13 protein-coding genes are annotated in these 21,509 nt (G+C 41.5%); 8 read left to right on the top strand and 5 right to left on the bottom strand.

Annotation, left to right across the window (positions count from 1 at the left end):
- Positions 1-90 precede the first annotated feature (90 nt).
- The gene (locus L2737_RS15325) at positions 91-717 is read left to right on the top strand and encodes a DUF2971 domain-containing protein (RefSeq protein ID WP_248956281.1); all 627 of its coding nucleotides are present in this window, start codon (positions 91-93) and stop codon (positions 715-717) included.
- A gap of 228 nt (positions 718-945) precedes the next feature.
- On the opposite strand, the gene L2737_RS15320 is transcribed toward L2737_RS15325, so the two are convergent.
- The 3 genes from L2737_RS15320 to L2737_RS15310 all read right to left on the bottom strand — a co-directional run bounded on the left by L2737_RS15320 (position 946) and on the right by L2737_RS15310 (position 4,591).
- On the bottom strand, positions 946-1,665 hold the full coding sequence (locus L2737_RS15320) for a 3'-5' exonuclease (protein WP_248956280.1): 720 nt from the start codon (positions 1,663-1,665) through the stop codon (positions 946-948).
- Positions 1,665-3,530 (bottom strand): putative nucleotidyltransferase substrate binding domain-containing protein, encoded by a 1,866-nt coding sequence (locus L2737_RS15315; protein WP_248956279.1) that lies wholly within the window; start codon positions 3,528-3,530, stop codon positions 1,665-1,667. The genes L2737_RS15320 and L2737_RS15315 overlap by 1 nt, the downstream gene beginning before the upstream one ends.
- A 107-nt stretch (positions 3,531-3,637) precedes the next feature.
- A complete protein-coding gene (locus L2737_RS15310; RefSeq protein ID WP_102526612.1) occupies positions 3,638-4,591 on the bottom strand; it encodes a polysaccharide lyase family 7 protein in 954 nt (317 codons plus the stop codon).
- A gap of 299 nt (positions 4,592-4,890) precedes the next feature.
- Between L2737_RS15310 and L2737_RS15305 the strand changes: the two genes are divergently transcribed.
- From L2737_RS15305 to L2737_RS15285, 5 genes are all read left to right on the top strand, one after another.
- Complete coding sequence (locus tag L2737_RS15305; RefSeq protein WP_248956278.1) at positions 4,891-6,441, top strand: polysaccharide lyase 6 family protein; 1,551 nt, start codon at positions 4,891-4,893, stop codon at positions 6,439-6,441.
- A gap of 39 nt (positions 6,442-6,480) precedes the next feature.
- A complete protein-coding gene (locus L2737_RS15300) occupies positions 6,481-9,048 on the top strand; it encodes a polysaccharide lyase domain-containing protein (protein ID WP_248956277.1) in 2,568 nt (855 codons plus the stop codon).
- 91 nt (positions 9,049-9,139) lie between these two features.
- Positions 9,140-9,895, top strand: coding sequence for an oligogalacturonate-specific porin KdgM family protein (locus L2737_RS15295; protein WP_248956276.1), 756 nt, complete (start codon positions 9,140-9,142; stop codon positions 9,893-9,895).
- Positions 9,896-10,333: 438 nt separating this feature from the next.
- Positions 10,334-14,038, top strand: coding sequence for a response regulator (locus L2737_RS15290; RefSeq protein WP_248956275.1), 3,705 nt, complete (start codon positions 10,334-10,336; stop codon positions 14,036-14,038).
- A 115-nt stretch (positions 14,039-14,153) separates the two neighbouring features.
- Entirely contained in the window at positions 14,154-16,532 is a 2,379-nt protein-coding gene (locus L2737_RS15285) for a zinc-dependent metalloprotease (RefSeq protein WP_248956274.1), read from the top strand.
- Between the two features lie 77 nt (positions 16,533-16,609).
- Here the strand turns inward: L2737_RS15285 and L2737_RS15280 are convergent, their stop codons facing one another.
- Positions 16,610-18,418, bottom strand: coding sequence for a serine/threonine protein kinase (locus L2737_RS15280; RefSeq protein WP_102526606.1), 1,809 nt, complete (start codon positions 18,416-18,418; stop codon positions 16,610-16,612).
- Between the two features lie 301 nt (positions 18,419-18,719).
- On the opposite strand from L2737_RS15280, the gene L2737_RS15275 reads away from it, so the two are divergent.
- Positions 18,720-19,070 carry a hypothetical protein gene (locus L2737_RS15275; protein WP_248956273.1) on the top strand — a complete coding sequence of 117 codons (351 nt, stop codon included), beginning with the start codon at positions 18,720-18,722 and terminating at the stop codon, positions 19,068-19,070.
- A 204-nt stretch (positions 19,071-19,274) separates the two neighbouring features.
- Entirely contained in the window at positions 19,275-19,934 is a 660-nt protein-coding gene (locus L2737_RS15270; protein WP_248956272.1) for a thiopurine S-methyltransferase, read from the top strand.
- Positions 19,935-20,035: 101 nt separating this feature from the next.
- On the opposite strand, the gene L2737_RS15265 is transcribed toward L2737_RS15270, so the two are convergent.
- A complete protein-coding gene (locus tag L2737_RS15265) occupies positions 20,036-21,058 on the bottom strand; it encodes a porin (RefSeq protein ID WP_102526603.1) in 1,023 nt (340 codons plus the stop codon).
- Between the last annotated feature and the right edge of the window lie 451 nt (positions 21,059-21,509).

The raw sequence follows: 21,509 nt of genomic DNA, 5'->3' as shown, positions 1-21,509 counted from the left end.
AAAACAGTTGGCTTTTTGTTCACTACGTTCACTTATTTTAGCCAACAATTTTTTGCCTGTTAATTGGGCGTTAGGCGAATAGGAGTTTCATTGGAATATTATCATTTCACTAATACTGAATATGGCATAAATAATTTAGTTAATAGAAGAATTAAAGCCTCTACCCTTGATAACTTAAATGACCCATTTGAAATGCTCGGTATTGAATTGTCGAATAAGGCAATACGTAAATCTATTAAAGTCATGAAGTCTGAGATGACTAAAAAATTTGGTATTTTGTGCTTTAGTAAAACTTGGAGTAATCCAGTTCAGTGGGGGCACTATGCTGATAATCATCGTGGCCTTTGCCTAGGATTTGAAATTAAGAAAGAAGACCTAAAAGCTGTTGAGTATGTAAGCAAAAGATTAAATTCTAATATTATTAAAAACCCTGAATTTCCAACAACTTTATTAACTACAAAATTTAGTCATTGGCGTTATGAAAAAGAGCATCGTACTGTATTAGAATTATCGAAGTTTGTTAAAGAAGGCTCATTATATTTTCAAGGTTTCAATGAAAGCTTAAAGTTAACAAAAGTTATTATTGGTAGTGAATCGAAGCTCACAAGAGAAGAAGTGCGTAAACATTTAACAGAGTTAGATAATGGTGTTGAAATAATACATGCAAGAGCTGCTTTTAAAGACTTTAAAATCGTGACCGATAGGTCTAAGCAATAAATTCGCCTAACAAGCGCTTTAAACGGAACAAAAAACAGTTGGTTAGGTTCCGCTTCGCTCCACATTATAACCAACAATTTTTGTCCACTTAAGCGGGCGTTAACTCATATAAATTATAATCTGAAACTCACAGAATAGAGTTAAAAGTCTGACGCTTTTTTATCCAAAAGTATGTTTGAAAATGATCAAACTTTAATATGGTCGTACACTTCTCTAGTGTATTTTTAGCTATTTCTTCTGACTTAATCGATAGAGTCGGGCAAAGCTGTCGCGACTGCCTCGAGATAACCTTTTTTGTTGCGCCAACAATAATTCTGCTGCCCCGAGCGCATCGACTAATGCGTTATGACTATTATATTCAGGCAAGCCATAACGTTTGCGGGTGCCTGCTAAGGTGAGATCGACATCAGAGTAATGATCTATCGCGGTAGCAAAATGCTTCTCCAAGCATAAGGTGTCGAGCCAAAGTAAAGGCAGCGTAGGCAGTTGCCAATACTTTTTGGCGTAGTAGTTTATAAACCCCGATTCAATCACTGAACCGTGAGCTACTAATACCCTGTCGCCCAATTGAGTGAAAAAATAGTTCATTGCCTCATGCAGAGAAATGCCGTTATCTAACATTTGTGGAGTGATGTGATTGATGACTGCAGATTCAGGTTTTACTTTGTCACAGTTCTTAATATAAAGGTGTTGGCAATTGGCTAAGTCAATCTGTTGGTTGTTAATCACTACCCAACCCATACTGAGAATGTCATCATCAACAGGATCGAAGCCAGTGGTTTCGATGTCGAGTACCACGTAGGTTAAGTCTTTGCATAACGCCTTAAGTTCTGGCAGCTCTGCTTTGGTCGGCTTAAGCAGACTTTGCATTGAGCTGTCTTTAATAAGAAAGCTTTCACGTTGCCTTTTTAAAACCGACAGAGGATGGAAATAGTCTAAAAGAGCCATTAGATATTTCCAAAGCGCAGTTTAGCGGCATCTTGTTGATCGGCAATGATCCGAAAGGCGTCTTTTAAATGTTTACGCTCGAAGCTACCAAAAGTATCTGGATTAATATGGTTATTAGGAACTTTGCCTTCCTTTAATGCCGTTAGTTGATGGCTGTATCTGAACGACAAAATAAAGCGGTAAGCGCCCATAATATTTTTAAAGGCATCATCACTTAATACTCCCGCATCATTAGCCGCTTGGAAACGAGCCTCTGTTTGCAGTGCATCACTGCCAACAGCTAAGGCATAGATCCTTGCTAGATCGATAATTAAGTTAATCGCATATTTTTTGATATTCAGTGTCTTATTATTCTCACCACTTTTTTCTAGCACTAATGAATTAAAGATACCGAGGGGTGGACTGGTATTTGTCGCGTCTTTGACTAAGATCCCCAAGAATTCTGCATTTGCACGAATATGGTTATGCATAGACTCATGTAATTCATGTTCAAACTGCTGATTACCAAATGCAGTTCTAATCTCTAAAAATACACTGATATTGAGCAGGCGTTCGTATTCAGGGTTAGCGACCCACTTTTTATAATATTGCTTCCACATTGATAATGGTTGGCACCACTTTTCAGTGGTCGGCATATAAAAGCCCGTGCAAAGTGGGTAATCACAACGATTAAGCCCTTGAGTGACAAATTCGGCTAAATGTTTGAAGTAAATCCGATCATTGGCAGTAGCGTTATCGGCTAACACGATTGCACTATCTTGATCCGTTAAGCAATGAACTTCATTGCGGGCATGGGAGCCTGCGACAATCCAGGCAAATTCGCAGGGCGGCTGACCTAGTTGATCAATCATGATATTGATTAATCGTCGAGTGTAAGCATCGAAAATCATCGCCATTACTTTGCCGATGGTTTCAGGTACCACTTTGCCTTCTACTAAAGCTTCGAAAATGGCTTGGCGCTCTGGGTTTAATTCAGCAAGTTCTTTGACACTGACAGCATACTTAATTTTCTCAATTAGAAAAATGGCCTGCATACGGTGGTTTTGCACTAAGTGTGTCGTAGTTAATAACCCGACGACTTTGTTGTCTTCGACGACAGGAAGATTACGCACGTTGTATTGCATCATCAGTGAGGCAGCTTGCAGAACAAGATCATCGGGCGCGACAGTGAGCGGATTCGATGTCATCACATCTTTAATTGGGTTATCAATTGGGTAGCCTTCCACAATGACGCGTTTGGTCATATCACGGTCGGTAATCAAGCCGACAATTTTGTTATCTTCGTAAATGACAGCGCAGGATGTACGTTTAATCATGCGCATTTCATGGGCGACAGCTTGAATGCTCATATCGGCGGTGACCACAGCAATACGACCACTGGCGACATCTTTTACCTTGCGAATGAACAAGCCTTTTTCTTTATTTGACCAGACAACATCTAATGCTGAGTTCAAACGTACTTGTGCTTGTGATGCAAAATGTTCTGCGTATTCAGGTGTCTTAGTAAACAAGCTTTGCAGTGCTGAATGAGGGATCAGGTACAGTAAGCAGGGCTCAATGGCGATAGCTTGATAACCTTGATCGTCATCAACATCAGAATCTAAAAAGGTGAAGCCAAATAAGTCTTCTGATTCTAGACGGGCGCGTAACACACCACTTTTTTTACGTTGCTCCATCGCGCCTGAGCGCACAATATACAAATGCTTTTCTTGATTATCTGAAGATAAATCAACAACTTCACCTTGAGAAACATAAATAATTTTAACCACTTCAGCAAGGTCGCGAACTACGGCTTTAGGCAGTTTATCAAATGGATCGATTTGTCCAATAAATTGGATGACATTAGGAAGTAAAGATTCGTCCATTTTTATACCTTAAATAATGAATAACTCATGATCTTACATAGCTTAAACTCAATTTTCTCAAGCTGCATGAAAATTTATGCAGCCTGGACAGTTACGATCATGCCTAGCTATGGAGTATGAGTGACCTTAAGTTCGGTAAAGCCGACTTCAAATATTTGTCCAACATAGTTCGACGACGTCACTATTTGAGGGTATATGCCAGCTTTAAAGTAATATTCTTCACCAAGCCAAGCGGTATCTAAGGTGTATTCTTGGCCATTATTTGCGATCACAGGTTCGCCCCATTTTAACGTTTTTTGAGTTGTAGCGCCTGCAATTGTAGTTGAAAGCGTTACGCCATCAGTATCAAGATGAATCGAGTATTGCCAATCTTCGTACGCTGGCGCTGTGCCTAGTTCGATACTGAAAGGCTGACAAGTATCACAAGTCTCATTATTAGGATTGAACGTGTCATTTAATATGACTCTGACAGGCTTATCCTCGCCCTCCCATAATACTTTTACCAATGCTTGCTTGATATCTTTGCCATGTACTTGGCCAACAATCACTTTTGGTGTCGTCGATGAGATTTGTGGATATTGAATGATGTTCAGCGATGCCATTAATTGATGCTCACCACTAATAGACCAATTTTGATTGCTTGTAGAGCATGCACTTTCAGTATCGTATCGATATAGCTCACGTAATTCAGAGCGTACATACTGGGTATTGGGTGTCGTCGCGCCATCTATGCCTAAATCAAGGTTAAACACCATTTGCTGTGGATTGGTTTCAGTCCAGAAATAAGCGATGTCTGTGTCATTTGAGAAGGTTTGATTATTACTGCATGTCCCAGGTTTTAGTTCTGCAGCACTCGTTCCGCCTGAACCATAAAAGCTGTCTTTGCTCTCAGGAATAGTCAATTTCCACTGTTCAATTGTCCAATTGCAGGTTTCGCACGGAGGCACTTCTGGAGGCACTTCAGGAGGCGTTTCAGGAGGCGTTTCAGGTGAATCAGAAGAACCTGAACAACCTAAAAGAAGTATAAGTAATACATTAGAGATAAATATTCGCATTAACATAACGATAACCTTCCTTATTTGTAAGACAATATATCTTACTTTTTCAAACGAATTTGTGGGAGAAATTTTTAATATTCTACTCAATTAGCAATCAGCTAATGAGACCATTGTTAATTTTTGTGATTAAAGTTTACCCTGAAAGTCTCATTGTTAAAGGTTTTTTTGCTTTGGTTGCAAAGAATAATCAATTATATACTCCTAATTAGTTAGTTTATGAACAATCTCACAGTTTTTCCTACCAAAAGATTAATAATACAAATAAGCTTGTGTTAAATAATACAAATAGGAAAGGGGAAAGTATGAAAAAGCGTATTATCGCTTCAGCTATTTCTTTGGTATTGCTGGCAGGTTGTGCAGCTACCGAGCCTGCGGTTGATGTTGTGGGGACGGCAACAATCACAGGACCAATGGTTGAGCAAAATAATAAAAGTGCTATTGCTGCGTCATCTTTGCAAAGTGCAGATGCTTCAGCATTAAAAGATAAATTACTCACACTCCAAGATGGTGAAACGCTCGTTATCGATGCTGGAAAATATGCCAACCTTGGCAAGTTCGATATCAAAGCAAATAACGTCACGATTAAAGCTGCGAACCCTGGGGAAGTTTGGTTTACCGGTTTAGTACAGTTTAATCTTCGTGGTGACAATATTACCTTAGACGGTGTGGTATTTACCGATGGAGGCCCAGCAGAAAGAATGGGCGGTGTGGTCTTCCGTGGTGATAATAATACGCTAACTAATTCTACTTTCTACTTCTTCAATGATGACTACCTTTATCAGCCTGACGACAGACGCGCTGAATACCCTAAATATTTGTGGATTTCCTTATACGGTAAACACAACAGCCTAATCAACAATACTTTTGAAGGTAAGCATAAACGCGGCACCTTGATTGGTGTACAAAAGAAAAAAGGCGACACCACCGCTGATCATCACACCATCAAAGGTAATCTTTTTTATAACCAACAGCACAACCAGTTTAATGAGTTCGATAATCCAGATGCTGTACGTTATAACTCAAATAGCTGGGAAGCCATTCGTTTAGGTGACTCTAAGAGCTCAATTTACGCTTCAAAAACCTTAATCGAAGGTAATTTATTTTTGAAGTGTGATGGTGAGACTGAATTAGTTTCATTGAAATCAGGCGGTAACACGCTTAGAGGCAATACTTTTGTTGATAATGCTTCGATGATTTCACTGCGTCACGGTACCGACAATGTAGTAGAAGACAATGTCATTTTAGGTAACAACAAAAAGCAATCTGGTGGTATTCGTTTCTATGATGCTGGTCATACGATTCGCAATAACTACATTGAACGAGTAATGGGCACTGGTGATGTGCGTGGCGGTATCGCTGTGAACACTGGTATCACTGATGTTGCAGCAGGTGAAACCTTAAATAATGATGTGAAAGGTAAAGAGCTCAATAAACAGGCTACACCTTATAAAGTTAAAATTGAAAACAACACCATTATCGACTCTCGTCAAAACTTCCTTTATTCCACCAAAACTCACCGTGTCAGCCTTTATGACAATGCCAAAGTGAGCACCATCTTTGCGGGTACCGATCTGAGCTTTAAGAACAACCTGTCTTATGCACAAGCTTCAAGAACTTTGGCTCTCACGGGTAATGAAAGCGTTGCACCTTTGGTGAACCCTACTTACGAAAATGATTTGTACTATGGCCCAGTGGCGGGCATCGAACTGCCATGGGACGGGGTTATTTACCGTAATCCTCAACTACAGCGCGCTGAAAATGGTTTGCTTGAAGCAACTAATTTCGATGGTGGTGCTAAAGGACTGAAAGTACTAACGACTCAAGATACGGGTGCGAGCTATCGCATCAAATAATAAAAAGATGAACGTTAAACTCATTAATGGGGCAGTAAAATGAGAATTAAAAAAATATCGGCTTTAGTGGCCATTGCTTTATCGACAAGTTTAGTAGCAGGTTGTGACTTTTATGATGAACCTCCAGGGGATGGCGGAACAGATCCAGGGCAACCACCCGTTGAAACACCTGATGTAGCCGATGTGGTTGCTTCAAGTTCAGCTGAGTTATTGTCAGCAATTGATACCGCAGAAGCGGGTACTGTTATCGGCTTGAATATCGATGGTAGCTTTGAAAATGTTGGCACTATTGTTATTAATAAAGCCATTACCCTCATTACCTCTGATGCCGATGGCGCAATTGATGATCCTGTAGAAAATGAGCAGGCGATTTTATCTGGCGCGGTTTGTATTGATATTCCTACTGAAGCTGCAGAAATTCTTCGTGGTGGTGAGCAAGCGCGTATTTCAAACTTGGCGTTTGAAAACATCGTCATGGATAGCTGTGGCTTAGGTGAAAGCACCTCTAATTCAATTATTAATATCGGTAAAGTCGGTAAAGATAAAACAGCGGTTATTTTAGATAACCTGTCTTTTGATGGCACTGGCTTCGAAGAATCTACCAGTGATAGTGCTGCTTGGGTTTATTCACGTGGTTTAGTGAATATTTCAGACAGTGTATTTACCAATAAATCGACTGATGCGCAAAGTATGATTTACCTGAACTGTGGTAGTTCAGCATCTCGAGGCGGTAGTTACGCCAATGATCTTGGCTCTATCATGGCTGGCAATATCTTTGCACTGGCTGAAATCAATGCAAATGATGCGACTAAAGCGGCCACAATCGGTGTGCCTAGCAACTTAGGTCAAGAAAATAAGAATTGTGCTGCGACCTTTACAGGCAATACATTCGAAAAATTTGGCTTTTTAATCAGCGAGACTAGCGATCAATCAACTGCACTTTATGATGTATTTGGTGATACCACTGAATCTGACAATACCTTAACTGATGGTGATACCGACCCAGGTGTTCCACCAGAAGCTCCTGATGTGGTGACAACGGTTGCTGAGTTACATGCAGCAATTGATGCGGCAAGTTCAGGCACTGTTATTAGTTTAGATGTTGCTGGTGACTTTGCTGATGCCGGAACCTTAATTATCAATCAAGCTATTACCTTACAATCAACTGATTCAGAAGGCGTTGTGACTGAGACAGAGCAAGCTATTTTCTCTGGCGCAGTTTGTATCGATATTCCAACAGAAGCAGCTGAAATTTTACGTAACGGTAATCAAGCAAAGATTTCTAACATCGGCTTTGAAAATATCGTGATGAATGACTGTGGTTCGGGTGAAAGCACCTCAACTTCTATTATTAACATCGGTAAAGTGGGTAAAGATAAAACAGCAGTTGCGCTTGAAAACTTAACCTTTGACGGTAGCGGGTTCGAAGAGTCAACGGGTGAGAGTGATGCTTGGGTTTACTCTCGTGGTTTAGTCGATATTTCTGACTCTGAATTTGTCAATAAATCAGCCGATGCGCAAAATATTGTATATCTAAACTGCGGAAGCTCTGCTTCTCGTGGTGGCTCAAACAGTGACCCACGTGGTTCAATCATTTCAGGTAGCACTTTTGGTTTGGGCGCTGATAACACTTCAGGTATGACAATCGCTGCAACCATTGGTGTGCCAAGTAACTTAGGCCAAGAAGATAAAAACTGTGGCGCTGAGTTCACTGACAATACCTTTGATAAATTCAGTGCGTTAATCAGCGAAAACAACGATATTGGCACTGCACTTTACGATGTCTTTGGTGATACGACTGAAACCAATAACACGGTAACAGGTGGCGGCACAGATCCTGAGCCGACTTACCCTGAAAATGTTGATGAAGTTAATGCGGCAATTCAAGCTGCAACAGCGGGTAGCACCATTACTTTAGGCGCAAGCTTTGAATATTCAACAGGTGTGATTACCATCGATAGAGCCATCACGTTAACAGGTCAAACTGGCGCGGCTATCTCAGGTAGTGCTTGTATTGATGTGGTTGATGGTGCGGCGGGTGCACAAATCACAAACATCACGTTTAATAATGACGCCATAGCTAAATGTGGCGCGACAGATGATGCCAAAGAAGCAGTCATTAATATTCAAAAAGTCGGTGAGGATGGTATGCCAATCATCTTGGATAACCTTTCATTCGACGCTTCAAATATCACCGAACAAGATCAAATCGAAAATAAAGGAGCTTGGATCCGTTCATACGGTTTCATTAACTTAACGGGCAGTGAATTCCTTTCTCAAAGCCGTAACTTACAAAATGACATGGTCAAGCTGACCTGTAGTTCAAGTAAAGGACGCATGGGTACGCTAGTTGATGGCAATAGTTTCAGCATTATTGGCGATGGCAATAAAGAAACTGCAGCAGTCAAAATTGGTGATTCAAGTGGCGGCGTCATTAAAAATGCTGACAACGAAAATACTTGTGCTGTCACAGTGAGCAACAACAGCTTCACTGATTACACCCTAGAAGCGGTTAATGATGTGGGTGAAGGTGTGCGTGATGCTGCTATTTTTGCTCGTTTACCAGCTGAAAGTACCAATGTATTTACTGGTAACACTCACAACTAATTACGCCTTGAATTGTAATTTATTCGATATTGATAAGGCATGTGCGATGCACATGCCGGGTATTTAACTACCTACAGGAAGATATTTTAAGATGAAAAAATCAATTTTAGCCTTGGGCTTATTAAGTATGGTGAGTGGTTCAGCACTAGCGAACAGCACCATTACAATGAAGTGGGAACATAAAGTATTAGATGGCCGTACAGATCGTCCTAAACTTGAGTTTAGCCACAGAATGGATAACGGTTTTAACTTCGGCTTTGAACAAGTATGGCAATATGACCGCAGTAAAACTGAGCTTGAAACAGGTTATGCACCTGATCAATATGAATTTACTGTTAAAACGGGTTATCGTCATCGTTGGGGCGATAAGAATGAACACGAAGTTGGTCCATTGCTGGATTACCAAATCAAAGAAAACGCTAAAAAGCTTCGTCTTGGCGCTTTTTATGGCTACCGCATAACCAAAGATTTTCGAATGAAATTCCGTGCTCGTTATTCAGAGGATTTAGATCGTTTGAGCCTAAGTAGCGGTGTTTATGATGATGCTGTGGGTAAAGAAATGCGTTATGACCTGTGGTTAACGTATACGTGGAATGACTTTAGATTTGTTTATGATGCGATTTACAAAGACAAACTGGATGACAACGTATTTGATAACAACAAAGGCACGGTATGGGAGCATGAATTTAGCGCGGAATATCGTCTGCCACATGCTCGTGCTCATGCATTCTATGGCAAGTATAAAATTAAGTCTGAACTCCTTAAATCCAGCCATTTAGGCAGTGATTATGAGTGGTATGGTGAACGTGATAATGCCATTGAGTTTGGTTATAAGTTCCGCTTCTAGTTAGTGAGAAATTAGCCGTAAATGATAAACCGATGATGCGTTGGCATTGTCGGTTTTTTTGTTTTTAGTCGTTGTTATTGTTTTGAGGCAACTTTTCAATTTTCAGTTTTCACTTAACGCTAGCGAATATTAATTCTGCAGTGAGTCATTGGGGTAATGGCAGGGAAATTGAAGCTTTTATCTATCACAAAATAAGGAATCAGATTTCTTGGTATTAAAGGTAAAATCACCATGATTCTATAGTGATAATTTGCTATGTTTTAGAAGCCATTTATAAACTGATTAAAATGACATGTTTTCTAACGATTGATCTAGGTTATTCATGTGCTTAAGAATAGCTTCCTGATAATATGCGTAAATAAACCAGAATTAAACTATGTAGCGCCTCTCCTTTTTCTTTTGAACATCGACGCTATTGAGCAAACCATAGGGATTTCAATGAAATCGACCGAGCCAGATTTACATCTAAAATCGCTTATTCAACGAAAGTACAATCGAGCTGTTTTTTATACCTATATTGGCGTTATTGTTATGGCGCTATTATCGGCTTGGATGCTATTTGAACGTCAAAAAACGCAATTAATTAAAGAGCGTGAAGAGCAAGTCTTACGTCATGTACTGCAAATTGATTTACTGCTTGAGTCCAGTATTCGCGCGGTTAAAAGTTTACGTAATGTGGCGGTTGATAACTTACGTCTGGGCGAATTAGTGCGTAAAGATCGTTTGCCTCAGTATGAAAAATTCAATGAAGATGGTCAGTTCTTTACCTTAGAACCTAGCTACGCCATTAGCGGTGAACCTTTTACCAATATGGGGCGGATCACTGGTATGGGCTCGTTAGATGGCCGCAGTGATACCTTCTATCAAGAATTAGAAATGCTGTTTGAACTGTCATTGTCTTTCCCTGTTGCTAAAGAAGCAGCGCCAAAAGCATCATCAATTTACTACATCTCTAAACAACGGATAATGTCTTCATTTCCGTGGTCGACCAATGAGACCCGATTTAGAGAAGAACTGTTAAATAAGAAACAATTCCAACTTGCAACGCCCGCAATGAACCCACAGCGCAGCGTATTCTGGCGCGAAGCGTATGTTGATTTAGCCGATCAAGGACTGTTAACTACATTAGGGTTACCGGTTTATCTTGAAGATGATTTTATCGGTTCAATCAACCTAGATATGACACTGGCATCGCTTGCTAAGCAAATGCGCATGTATTTCAAAATGCCGGGCACGGTGATATTGCTGGATCAATACAACAATATCCTTTCTCACAGTGACTTCGACGCCAATGATATGAACCGTGTCTATCACATTAGTCAGCGGATCCCGTCAGAGTTACACTCGCTACCTGAGTCTGAGCTATTCGATGCCCACGATGGCATATTGCGTAATGGTTATTACATCCACTCAGTTGCACTGCAAAATCCACCTTGGCGTTTATTGTATTTACAAGATGAAGACGTGTTATTCCAAGATGCGTGGGATAAGTTAAAGCTGACGTTTTTATTAGTTGTTTTAGCGTTATCAGTATTGGTGACGATAGTGCATTGGCAGACTCGTCGTTCATTCGTTAATCCAGCATCTCGCCTGCTGACCCATTTAGAAGAGTGTTCCCGTGAGCCGATTGCTGCGCCAAAGAAAATTACCGAAGGTTGGGAGCCGTGGTTTTTACTGGTCAGCCGCATTTTTGAAGAAAACAAACAATATACCCGCCATTTAGCTGAGCAGAATAAGCGCCTTGATAATCTCGTTGCGCGGCGTACTCAACGACTGCGTGATACCACAGAGCGTCGAGAACGTGAATTTGCATTACTGCGTTCTTTGATTGACTCAATTCCCGAGGCGATTGTTTATAAAGATAAAGAGGGTAAGTATTTAGGCTGTAATAAGTCAGCTGAATACATGCTTGGCTGTAAAGAAAATGAACTAGTAGGCCAGCTATCACTCGATGCAACTCACGATCAAGGCGCACGTATTCGTGAAGAAGATCAGAAAGTCTTAAGTGATCGCTCGTTGCTGCGTTATCAAGAAAAAGTCGATATTGGCGGCAAGACAGTATTACTCGATACCTTAAAGTTACCTTTCTACAATCGTCGTGGCGAGCTATTAGGGCTTATTTCGGTTTGGCGTGATGTGACTCGTGAGTATGAGTCCGCTGAGCAGTTACGCTTATCTGAAGAGCGTTATCATCTTGCGATGGATGCGGTAGAAGATGGCTTATGGGATTGGTATTTAGATTCAGAGCAGCTGATTTGTAACCCTGCTTTCTATTCAATGCTAGGTTATAAGCCAAATGAATTCCCTGCGCTTATTTCATCAACGGATGCGTTAATTCATCCAGATGATCGCATGCGTGTTGAAGAATACCGCAGTGGCTATGCCAAAAAACCTGAAGGCACCTATGAGATTGAGTATCGGATGCGAGCGAAATCCGGTGAGTACCATTGGGTATTATCACGTGGTCGTGCGGTAGAGTTTGCCGATGACGGTCAATCGAAACGTATGTTGGGTACCCACAAAGATATTACTCGTCAAAAAAGTAATGAGGTGGCCTTGCTTGAAGCGAAGCAAGACGCTGAACTTGCCAATATGTATAAGAGTGAATTCCTGGCTAATATGAGTCATGAAATCCGCACCCCAATGAACGCGATTATCGGCATGTTGCAGCTAGCGCAGCGTACTCAGCTAACACCGCAGCAGCAAGATTACCTTAACAAGGCAGGTTTCTCGGCTCAGTCTTTACTGCGGATCATCAATGACATTTTGGATTTCTCCAAGATTGAAGCGGGTAAACTAGAGTTAGAGCGAGTGTCATTCCCGCTTGATAAGGTGCTTGATCACGTCATTGATATGAACGCGCAAAAAGCACAAGAGAAAGGGGTAGAGTTATTACTGTATGCCCCAGTGACCGCAGGCTTAATTCTTAGTGGCGATCCGCTGCGTTTAGGCCAAGTATTGGTTAACTTATTATCTAACGCAGTCAAGTTTACCCAAAATGGCGAAATTGAACTGGGCTGTGAAGATGTCGGTGAGCGCGATCACCGTATCAACCTTAAATTCTGGGTACGTGATACCGGGATTGGTATTAGCAAAGAGCAACAAGCTAAGTTGTTTGATGCCTTCTCACAAGCCGACGGCTCTACAACTCGTAAATACGGTGGTACAGGCTTAGGCTTATCGATCAGTAAGCACTTAGTGTCGCTGATGGGCGGTACAATGGAAGTGTCATCAGAGCCAAATCAAGGCAGTACCTTTAGTTTCAATATTAGCTTTGAAATTGCCGAAGAGAATGTTGTTGCGCCGTTAGTGGTGCCTGAGCAGTTGAATAACTTAACCACCTTAGTGGTTGATGATAACCCAAGTGCATTGCAAATATACTCAACCGTTATGGATGACTTTAGCTTTGATGTTAAAACAGCGCAAAGCGGCGCTGAAGCCATTGATGTGCTAACCCATAGCTCAGTGGATTTGCTGCTGCTAGATTGGATGATGCCTGAAATGGGCGGCGCTGATGTTATCGATATTATCGATGAGATGGTGGCAGATGGTCGTCTTAAAAAACGTCCCGTCATCATCTTAATGACGGCTTATTCAGCCGAGCCATTAGAAGCTGAATTTGATGAAAGCCGTGTGTTTGCCGTGTTACAAAAGCCATTTAAAGCCTCGGCATTATTTGACGAAATCATCGGTGCATTTGCCGCTGAACCTAAACTCAATGTGGCGCCAGTAGTCGAGGAAGATCCTGAGCAAACTAAAGAAGCCGGTTTAGTACTGTTGGTTGAAGATAACTTTATTAATCAGCAAGTCGCCACAGAGTTATTGAAAAGTGCTGGCTATGAAGTAGTGGTGGCCGATAATGGTCAAATCGCGCTAGATATAATTGATACTAAGCCATTTGATGCGGTATTGATGGATATTCAAATGCCAGTGATGGATGGTCTCACAGCCGCTCAGGAACTGCGTAAACGTTATACCAGTGAACAAATGCCCATTATTGCCATGACTGCTCATGCAATGTCAGGCGATAGAGAAAAGAGCTTAAAAGCGGGTATGAATGCCCATATTACCAAACCTATCGTCTTGAATGAGTTATTTGATTCGCTTGAGCATTGGATAGATTATAAGAATAGCCATAAGTGATAAGTGCTAAGCCAGATTTAAATCTGGCTTAGCATAGTTGTTTGTATTACCTTGCTTAAAGTTTGAGTTGTTTATTTGTTTGTAGACCCTGTTTATTCGATTTGGAGATAGTTTAATGATCCGCCACAGCATCGCACTTTCATTGGCATTAACCGCCATTCCCATCATGACGTATGCAGCGACACCTGCGCAAACTGTGATTAAGCAAAGTGAGAAAGCTTCTGGATTTATTAATTTCTATTACCAAAATAAATCAGGAGAGCTATTTTTAGAGGCCCAAAAGTTAAATCAACCCTTTTTGATGATAACTAGCTTGCCCCACGGCGTTGGCTCTAATGATATTGGGCTAGATCGTGGCCAATTAGGTGAAACCAGAATGGTGCAGTTTGAGCGCCAAGGTCCTTTCATATTATTAAAGCAATTAAACACTTTTTATCGTGCCAGCAGTGACAATCCTGCTGAGCAATTAGCGGTTAAAGAAGCTTTTGCTGAATCAGTGTTATGGCGCGGCAAAGTCTTAGATGGCAAAACGCCATTAGTGTCGGTGAATGATTTAGTCCTTAATGATCTTCACGGCGTCGGGCAGCGTTTTGCTGATACTAAGCAAGGTCATTACAGTTTAGATACCTCGCGTTCGGTCATTATGGAAGAGGGGATAAAGTCCTTTGAAAAGAATGCCGATGTGGACGTTTTATTAACCTTCACTAGCAACAAAGAAGGCGAGCAAGTCAGGCAAGTAACCCCTGATGGCAAGTTTGTTTCGGTAAGAATGCGCTATTCATTTGTGGCGCTACCAGAGGAAGGTTATCAACCTCGCGAATATCAACCTATGAGTGGGTATTTGTCAGGTGAATATTATGATTACTCTGCTGCAATAGATTCTCCGCTCAGTAAGCGTTATTTACTCAGACATCGTTTAGAAAAAGTCACTCCAGGTATAGCGCCCAGTGAAGTCATCAAGCCTATTACCTATTATCTCGACCCTGGTGTGCCAGAGCCTATCCGCACTGCACTGTTAGATGGTGCTCGCTGGTGGGAAGAAGCCTTTACTGAAGCAGGTTTTATTGATGGCTTTAAAGTCGAAATGCTGCCTGAAGATGCTGACCCACAAGATATTCGCTATAACATGATCCAGTGGGTACATAGAGCGACGCGCGGTTGGTCATATGGCGCATCAATCAAAGATCCTCGCACCGGTGAAATCATTAAAGGCCATGTGACTCTAGGCAGTTTGCGGGTTAAACAAGATCACTTAATTGCGCGTGGTTTAACAGCTGGCTGGGAAGACAGAGAAGCGGCAAGTGATGCATCTATGGCATTAGCACTAGCCCGTATTCGTCAGCTGTCGGCACATGAAATTGGCCACACAATTGGCCTTGACCATAACTTTGCCGCATCGACCAATGACAATGCATCTGTGATGGATTATCCACACCCTAATGCCACACTTAACGGTGATAAAATTGATATCTCAGCGCCATATGCTGAGGGTATAGGCGCATGGGATAAGTTCACTATTGCCTATGGTTACGGCAATGAAGCGAACATGGAAGAGTTGGTCAGACAAGCCAGAACCCAAGGCCTACGCTATATTGGCGAAGCTGATTCCCGTTCACCTTCAGCCAGTCACGCTTATGCAAGTTTATGGGACACCGGAGCTTCGGCTGCGGCTGAATTAACCCGATTAGAGCAAGTTCGTCGCACAGCCATTGAGCAATTTAATGCTCAAGTTTTACTGCAAGAACAGCCATTAGGTGAGCTGAGTGATGCATTTGTGCCTATCTATTTACTGACGCGTTACCAGATAGATGCCGCGGCTAAATGGATTGGTGGTAGTGATTACAGTTACCAGCAGCAAGGTTCAGCTGAACGTTGGCATTACCTTTCGCCAAAGTTGCAGCATGCCGCTTTATCTTCACTGTTAGAGGTGATTTCGGCGCAGAGTTTATCAGTTCCACAAGAAGTGACAGAAATGCTAGTGCCGAAAGCGGGTAACTATCGAAAAACGCGAGAAAGCTTTGATTCTGGTATTGGTGTATTAACAGATCCAATAGGCATGGCAGAAGTACTGAGCCGCCAAATTGCTAATAGGTTACTAGCACCTGAACGACTAAATAGAGTAAATCAAGGCTATATGGATGATTCAGAGCAGTTATCTGTAGTGAGTTTAGTGGATAAACTATTGGCGAAAACGGTTTATCAAGATCTGCAGCGCGGTCAGTTATTGGCGGTGCAAATGCGAGTCAATACAGTGGTGATGGATGAATTGTTAGCCAGTTACCATAATGAGAAAACCTCGCCGGAAGTAAAAGCTCAATTACTTGCAAGGCTGCATTATGTTGAGAAACAGCTCAAACGCCGCAGTAACCGTGCGAGTAATTATCAAGCTGCGCATTTTGATTGGCTGTTACAAGGCTTGGCTCAAGGGATAGAGTCGAAAGAGTATCGCTTTATTACTAAGCCACTAAAAATGCCGCCTGGTTCACCTATTTAAAGGGTTTCACTGATGCGATAGTAAAAAGCCTCATTACGAAATGAGGCTTTTTTGTGTGAGGCGCTGTTCGAAGCGGGTTAGCTTTGCGCTTGCTTAGGGTTTTTAGGGTAAAAATGATCGCTTTTTTGATCGATATGCGAAAACTGTCGGGTGTTTTTATAGGGCAGCTTCATAAAACCTGACACACCATGACCTTGTATTTTGCTAGCATGATGGAGAATTCGATCTAATGAAGCCCTAAATGCAGCTTGTTTACGAGGATTGAGTAAACGTAAATAACTGTGCACTTTAAGGTGATTAGGCAGCGCTTCAAAAATAATACAACCAGTGTGATGAATTTGGTTAATCCAGCCAAGCTCGGTCATGATCTCAGTGGGCAATTCAAGGTTTTCTTCAGGATCTTTACCGTCTTCAAAGTAGGAGTGTAATCGAGAACGTCCTTCAGATGCAGGGACATCACCCACTTCAAAACTAAGTTGGGCATCATTGATCATCTTATAAGGCTCAGAAGGCGTGTCCCTCTCAAGATGTAAGGTGTCTTTTGCATTAAAAAAACAGGCCTTAAATACCCCGATCCGTTTTATTCCACGGGCTAAAGTGACCATATTATTGACTGCTTTTATGAGCACATCTTTGGTATCAGGGTCGTATATGGCCAGATTTGAATCAATGTACACGCCGCTTTTACGCCAGTGAATAGCAAGACCGCCAACAATTGGATATTGCGCCAGTTTACCCACTGCAGCTACGAAGCCTTTTTCAGTGTCTCCCATGCCAGCTAAAAAGTTTCGATAGTACTTTTCCAGCTGTACGTCGTCCATTTTAGCAATAGGATCTTGGGTGTTATGTTCTTTTAAAAATGATTTTCGAGAGCTATAACTCACGGTTTCAACTTGTTTCTGTTTGGGTAATACCCACAGCGGTATGTCTTCATGCAGCGGCTGGGTTTGCAAATCTGGTAGGTGCATTCGATGGTTGTGGCGCATGCTCTTAAGGAAATAATCTCCAGCAAGGTTTTGCCTTTCAACATCATCACTTAGCATGCCATCTAATGTTCGGGCCAGTTCAATGGGCAGACCTAAGCTGCTTGCTGGTATCACTTTACTGCCGAAACGGCTAATTTGTCCTGAGGCTAACGCGTATAAGGTTGCGGCTACACCTTGCTCGTCAAAGCGTGGGCTTGAGAGCGCACCATTTAGCTGCTCGGAGCCAATAAAATAGACATCGCCCATTCTGGCGTTGGTATGGTGTTGATCGCTGGACATTAACGACATGACATTATCTTCAACCGCTTTGTTGTGTTCATCTCGCTGAGCGAACACTGCCGATCCCCAGTCGATTAACGACAAATGATCGTTTTTAATATCGTAAACTAAGTTAGAGGGTTTTATATCGCCATGAACAAGACATTTACCGGTGCGCAGATAATAAAGTAAGTTAGCTAATTGGCGGGCAATACTAATAATCATCGCTACAGGCAGTACGCCTAATCGGTGGCAAATTTTATCTAAATCTTCCCCTTGAGCACGCTCCATTACCATGATCCCTTGCTTGCCAACACGTTCAAACTTGATGGCATTAGGAACGTTTGGGTGAACTAACTGGCTGAGCATAAACGCTTCTTCTTCCAGTCGGTCTTGAACGCTTCGGGGGAGGGTAATACGTGAAAATTTAAACACGTGGGATTCACCAATATCATTGGTACCAGCAAACACGAAGCCATAGGCGCCTTTACCGATGAACTCGATATCCGCATAACCCAGTTTACTCAGCTGTTGGTTACATAGTCTTATCCAAGCGCGATGTTTACGTGCATCTTCAGCTTTTAATAAATAGACAGATTGTTCTTCATTGATATAAAAGTGTTGTAGCTGAGGTGTCTGCACTTTGTACTCCAGTTAGCTAACTCATTGGCTTAATGTGTTAGAAACACCATAAACTCATATTTAGATTTATCAGGCAAGTATTGATGGTAAATTTTTATGTTTAAGAATTCATAAAATGCTAAAAGTGCGGCAGGATCAATTATTGTCGGCGCTATTTAAGTATTTATATTAGCAATTCAGAGTAAAGCTACCTATCTCAAATAAACGGTGTTGTAAACTTTGACTTGAATCAAGTTGTTTTTGGTCATAGACAGGTACTATTTAACTGAATCAACGGATTCGGTTTAATCAAGGAGCGCTTATGCCTACCATCAATAAAGCAGATTTAATTCCACTGTTTAGGTTTCCTCGTCAGCGAATTTTACAGTCAATGGAAGTGACGCATTGTCCACATGCCGTCTTTTATAATGCCAGTGATGAACAGTGTACCACTTGCCATCAAGGCGAAGAGTGTATCTGGATGAATCATAATGATGAGCTAGTTGCCATAGAGAAAAAATCCGTTGATGAATTGAAGCAGCAACTATTAATAGCAGTGGATTTTGTTGATTCTAATTTGAGTCCGCATCACCTTTCTCGTCGTAACTGCCAATGTGACAACTGTAAATGGCTTAAGAAAGTCCAGTTTGTGTTAGAGGGTGAGCCTGAGTAACTACCCAAGGCTTATTGCTCAATAAATTAGCTTAGCTTGAGTGTCCTGAGCTTATAAGAGTTAAGTGACGGTTGCCGTACTTGGCTTGATTATAAGTCAATTTGCTAACGCTGTGTGAGTGACCAAGCTTATATGGTGTGTTGCATCTCAGTATTTTTGTGATTACAGTGAAGCCCATTAGTTACTGAACAAGGGTTTGTTATCATGGAGCCGAGCTTTTGGCACGAAAAATGGGATTTGAAACAAATTGGATTCCATCAACCTCAAATTAATGAATTTCTGCTTAAGTATTGGTCGCGTTTATCGCTAGAACCATCTGCGGAAGTATTTGTACCTTTATGTGGCAAATCCTTAGATATGTGTTATTTAGCGGAGCAGGGCCATAGTGTGCTTGGCTGCGAGTTAAATAAAATTGCTGTCGAAGACTTTTTCAAAGAAAACAACCTACCAGTTAATCGTCAAACTCACGGTGAACATCAAGTTTACTCAACTGAGCAGGTTTCACTGATCCAGGGTGATATTTTCACCTTAGCTAACGAATCAACCCATTCAATTAACGCATTTTATGATCGAGCCGCACTCATTGCGTGGCCAGAAGCCATGCGCCAACAGTACGCTAAAAAACTGGCTGAACTTATTCCTGCTGGCGTTAAGGGCTTATTAGTGACACTGGATTATGATCAATCTGCGCTCAATGGCCCGCCATTTGCCGTTAGCCCGCAATGGATAGAGACGCATCTTGCTGCTGATTTTGAGGTTGAGTTACTTGAGTGCGCTGATGTGCTTGCTGACAATCAGCGTTTTGTGAAAAAGAATGTTCCTTGGCTTAATGAAGCGGCTTATGTGTTAACCCGTAAAGGGTAATCTTATTTGTTAAGTTCACTAAAATGACACCATAAAAAAAGCGACCTCAGGGTCGCTTTTTTTGTATAGCTTTATTGAAATGAGTCTAGTGACTCAATCAATTAGAAGTCGTAACGCATACCAATAGTGAAGATATTGTCATCTTCTAAATCGATTTTAGCGCCAGCAACTTTGTGGTCACCTTCGTACATAGCGTAGTGGCCGTATACTAGCGTTGACTTAGAGATACGGTAGTCAGCACCGACAGTGATTGAAGTTACGTTGATGTCAGAACCGTCAACTTCTGCAATGTTGCTGTAGTATTTACCAAAACCAGCTTCATCAACGCCATATTCAGCTTTCAAGTTTACGCCATTTAGGTTGTAAACTACGTTCAAGAAGTAAGAATCACCTTCTTGATCAGTAGTTTGGCTTTCAGTGTTTTGGTATAAACCGCCCACTTTGAAATCACCTAGTTTAACTTGAGCAACAGCACGGTAAGCATCGATGCCACCAATAGTGTTGTAAGCCGCTGCTACATAGTAGTTTTGAGCTTTAAGTTTTTTGTCACCAATGGTTGCACTTAGTGCGTACTGATCTTCATAAGATTCGTTGCCATTAGCGTCTGTGTAGTTATCTTCCATTAGGTAAGTCGCGTTTAATGTAACTAAATCAGCGATTTTTGGAGAGTAGTACCAGATACCATCAGCTTTACGGAATTGACCACTTACAAGACGGTCAATATCAGCATTGGTGTTACCGAAAACGTCAACGCCGCCTTCTGCTTGCTTGAATACTGTGTCGTTACGACCCACTAAAACTGTACCGAAGTCAGATTTTAAACCTAGGAAAGTATTACGAGCCTTGAAAACATCTGAACTTGAAGACGTGTTTTCAACTTGGAATTCCATTTGGTATAGCACTTCGAAAGCATCAGAGATTTTTTCGCTGCCTTTAACACCAATGTGAGAGAAATTGTTTTCGAATACCGTGCCAGCTTTCCCTTCTTGGGTAGTTGCACCAGTGTCCGAATTAGTCACAGCTAAGTCTAAACGACCGTAAAAGTTTGGGCCTTCAGCTGCTGCGCCGAAAGAAGTTAATGCAATTACTGAGGCTACAGATGCTGAGATTAGCGTCTTTTTCATCTTCATACTCCCTTTAGAACCAGTGGTTCTATCCCCTTTAAATGGGGGTGTTTTAGTGAATTTCAGTCACAGAACTATCTAAATAGTAATAGGTCAACGACGTGAACTTGAGAGGATTTTTACAGGTTTGGGTTGTTTAAGTTGTGGGCTATGTCAAACTTTATGGGATAACGTAATGATTTGATGAAAATATGTGACAAGTTCGATACTTTTGGCTATTAGTTAACACCAATATAGCAAACTACCTATTTATAGAGGTTCCACAAATTGTCAATATCGTGTAAGGCTTGGTGTAGTTGGCTTTCTGGTTAGTTAAGTTGTAGCTAAAGTGTTAAGTTTTGTGGCTTGTGTCAGCTAGAGTTATGCAGTTTTGCATATTGGAAATTTCAATTGGAATGTCTAGAGCAAAAAAAAGCGACCTAGTTAGGTCGCTTTAGCAATTGCTTAACAA

The organism is Shewanella electrodiphila (assembly GCF_023283985.1).
GTDB lineage: Bacteria > Pseudomonadota > Gammaproteobacteria > Enterobacterales > Shewanellaceae > Shewanella > Shewanella electrodiphila.
The sequence above is the reverse complement of the archived record's forward strand: the minus strand, read 5'-3'. Positions and strand labels throughout refer to the sequence as shown.

Coding starts and splice junctions, on each gene's coding strand:
- L2737_RS15305 (WP_248956278.1), top strand. CDS start 4,891: ATGAAAAAGCGTATTATCGCTTCAGCTATTTCTTTGGTATTGCTGGCA.
- L2737_RS15295 (WP_248956276.1), top strand. CDS start 9,140: ATGAAAAAATCAATTTTAGCCTTGGGCTTATTAAGTATGGTGAGTGGT.
- L2737_RS15300 (WP_248956277.1), top strand. CDS start 6,481: ATGAGAATTAAAAAAATATCGGCTTTAGTGGCCATTGCTTTATCGACA.
- L2737_RS15320 (WP_248956280.1), bottom strand. CDS start 1,665: ATGGCTCTTTTAGACTATTTCCATCCTCTGTCGGTTTTAAAAAGGCAA.
- L2737_RS15270 (WP_248956272.1), top strand. CDS start 19,275: ATGGAGCCGAGCTTTTGGCACGAAAAATGGGATTTGAAACAAATTGGA.
- L2737_RS15290 (WP_248956275.1), top strand. CDS start 10,334: ATGAAATCGACCGAGCCAGATTTACATCTAAAATCGCTTATTCAACGA.
- L2737_RS15275 (WP_248956273.1), top strand. CDS start 18,720: ATGCCTACCATCAATAAAGCAGATTTAATTCCACTGTTTAGGTTTCCT.
- L2737_RS15315 (WP_248956279.1), bottom strand. CDS start 3,530: ATGGACGAATCTTTACTTCCTAATGTCATCCAATTTATTGGACAAATC.
- L2737_RS15285 (WP_248956274.1), top strand. CDS start 14,154: ATGATCCGCCACAGCATCGCACTTTCATTGGCATTAACCGCCATTCCC.
- L2737_RS15310 (WP_102526612.1), bottom strand. CDS start 4,591: ATGTTAATGCGAATATTTATCTCTAATGTATTACTTATACTTCTTTTA.
- L2737_RS15265 (WP_102526603.1), bottom strand. CDS start 21,058: ATGAAAAAGACGCTAATCTCAGCATCTGTAGCCTCAGTAATTGCATTA.